General features: G+C 65.8%; 1 protein-coding gene. It reads right to left on the bottom strand.

Annotation, left to right across the window (positions count from 1 at the left end):
* The coding region (locus GLW00_RS21040) for a diguanylate cyclase domain-containing protein (RefSeq protein ID WP_160917092.1) at positions 1-541 on the bottom strand (541 nt) is incomplete at both ends.

The raw sequence follows: 541 nt of genomic DNA, 5'->3' as shown, positions 1-541 counted from the left end.
CTGAGCGCCTCCATCAGCTTGCGGGCGATGGTGCGGGCGTCGTCGGCGTGCCGGATCTCGGGCAGCAGCAGGGTGAATTCGTCGCCGCCAAAGCGTGACAGGGTGTCCCCCTGGCGCAGGCAGCCCTCAAGGCGCTGCGTCACGGCCTGCAGCAGCCGGTCGCCCATGGCATGGCCGAGGCTGTCATTCACCACCTTGAAGCGGTCCAGATCGATGAACATGACCGCCAGCTTCTGGTTGTTGCGCTCCGCCTGGGAAATGCTCAGGCCCAGACGGTCCTTGAACAGGGCCCGGTTGGGCAACCGGGTGAGCAGGTCGTGATAGGCCTGGAAGTTGATGAAGGCCTCGGCTTCCTTGCGTTCGGTGATGTCGCGGGCCGTTCCGTAGATCTGGAAGGCGGCCTCACCGGGGGCGCCGGATTCGTCCTCCATGGGGAACGCGGTGATCTCGAAATGCCGGTTGCCCCGCGCACTGCCACGGGATTTGAGTCTGAGCTCGATGGTCCGCGGGTTGTCGGCGCTGATGGTGGGGTCCCGGAAGG

This window comes from Halobacillus litoralis (genome assembly GCF_009856445.1).
Lineage (GTDB): Bacteria > Bacillota > Bacilli > Bacillales > Halobacillaceae > Halobacillus > Halobacillus litoralis.
The sequence above is the reverse complement of the archived record's forward strand: the minus strand, read 5'-3'. Positions and strand labels throughout refer to the sequence as shown.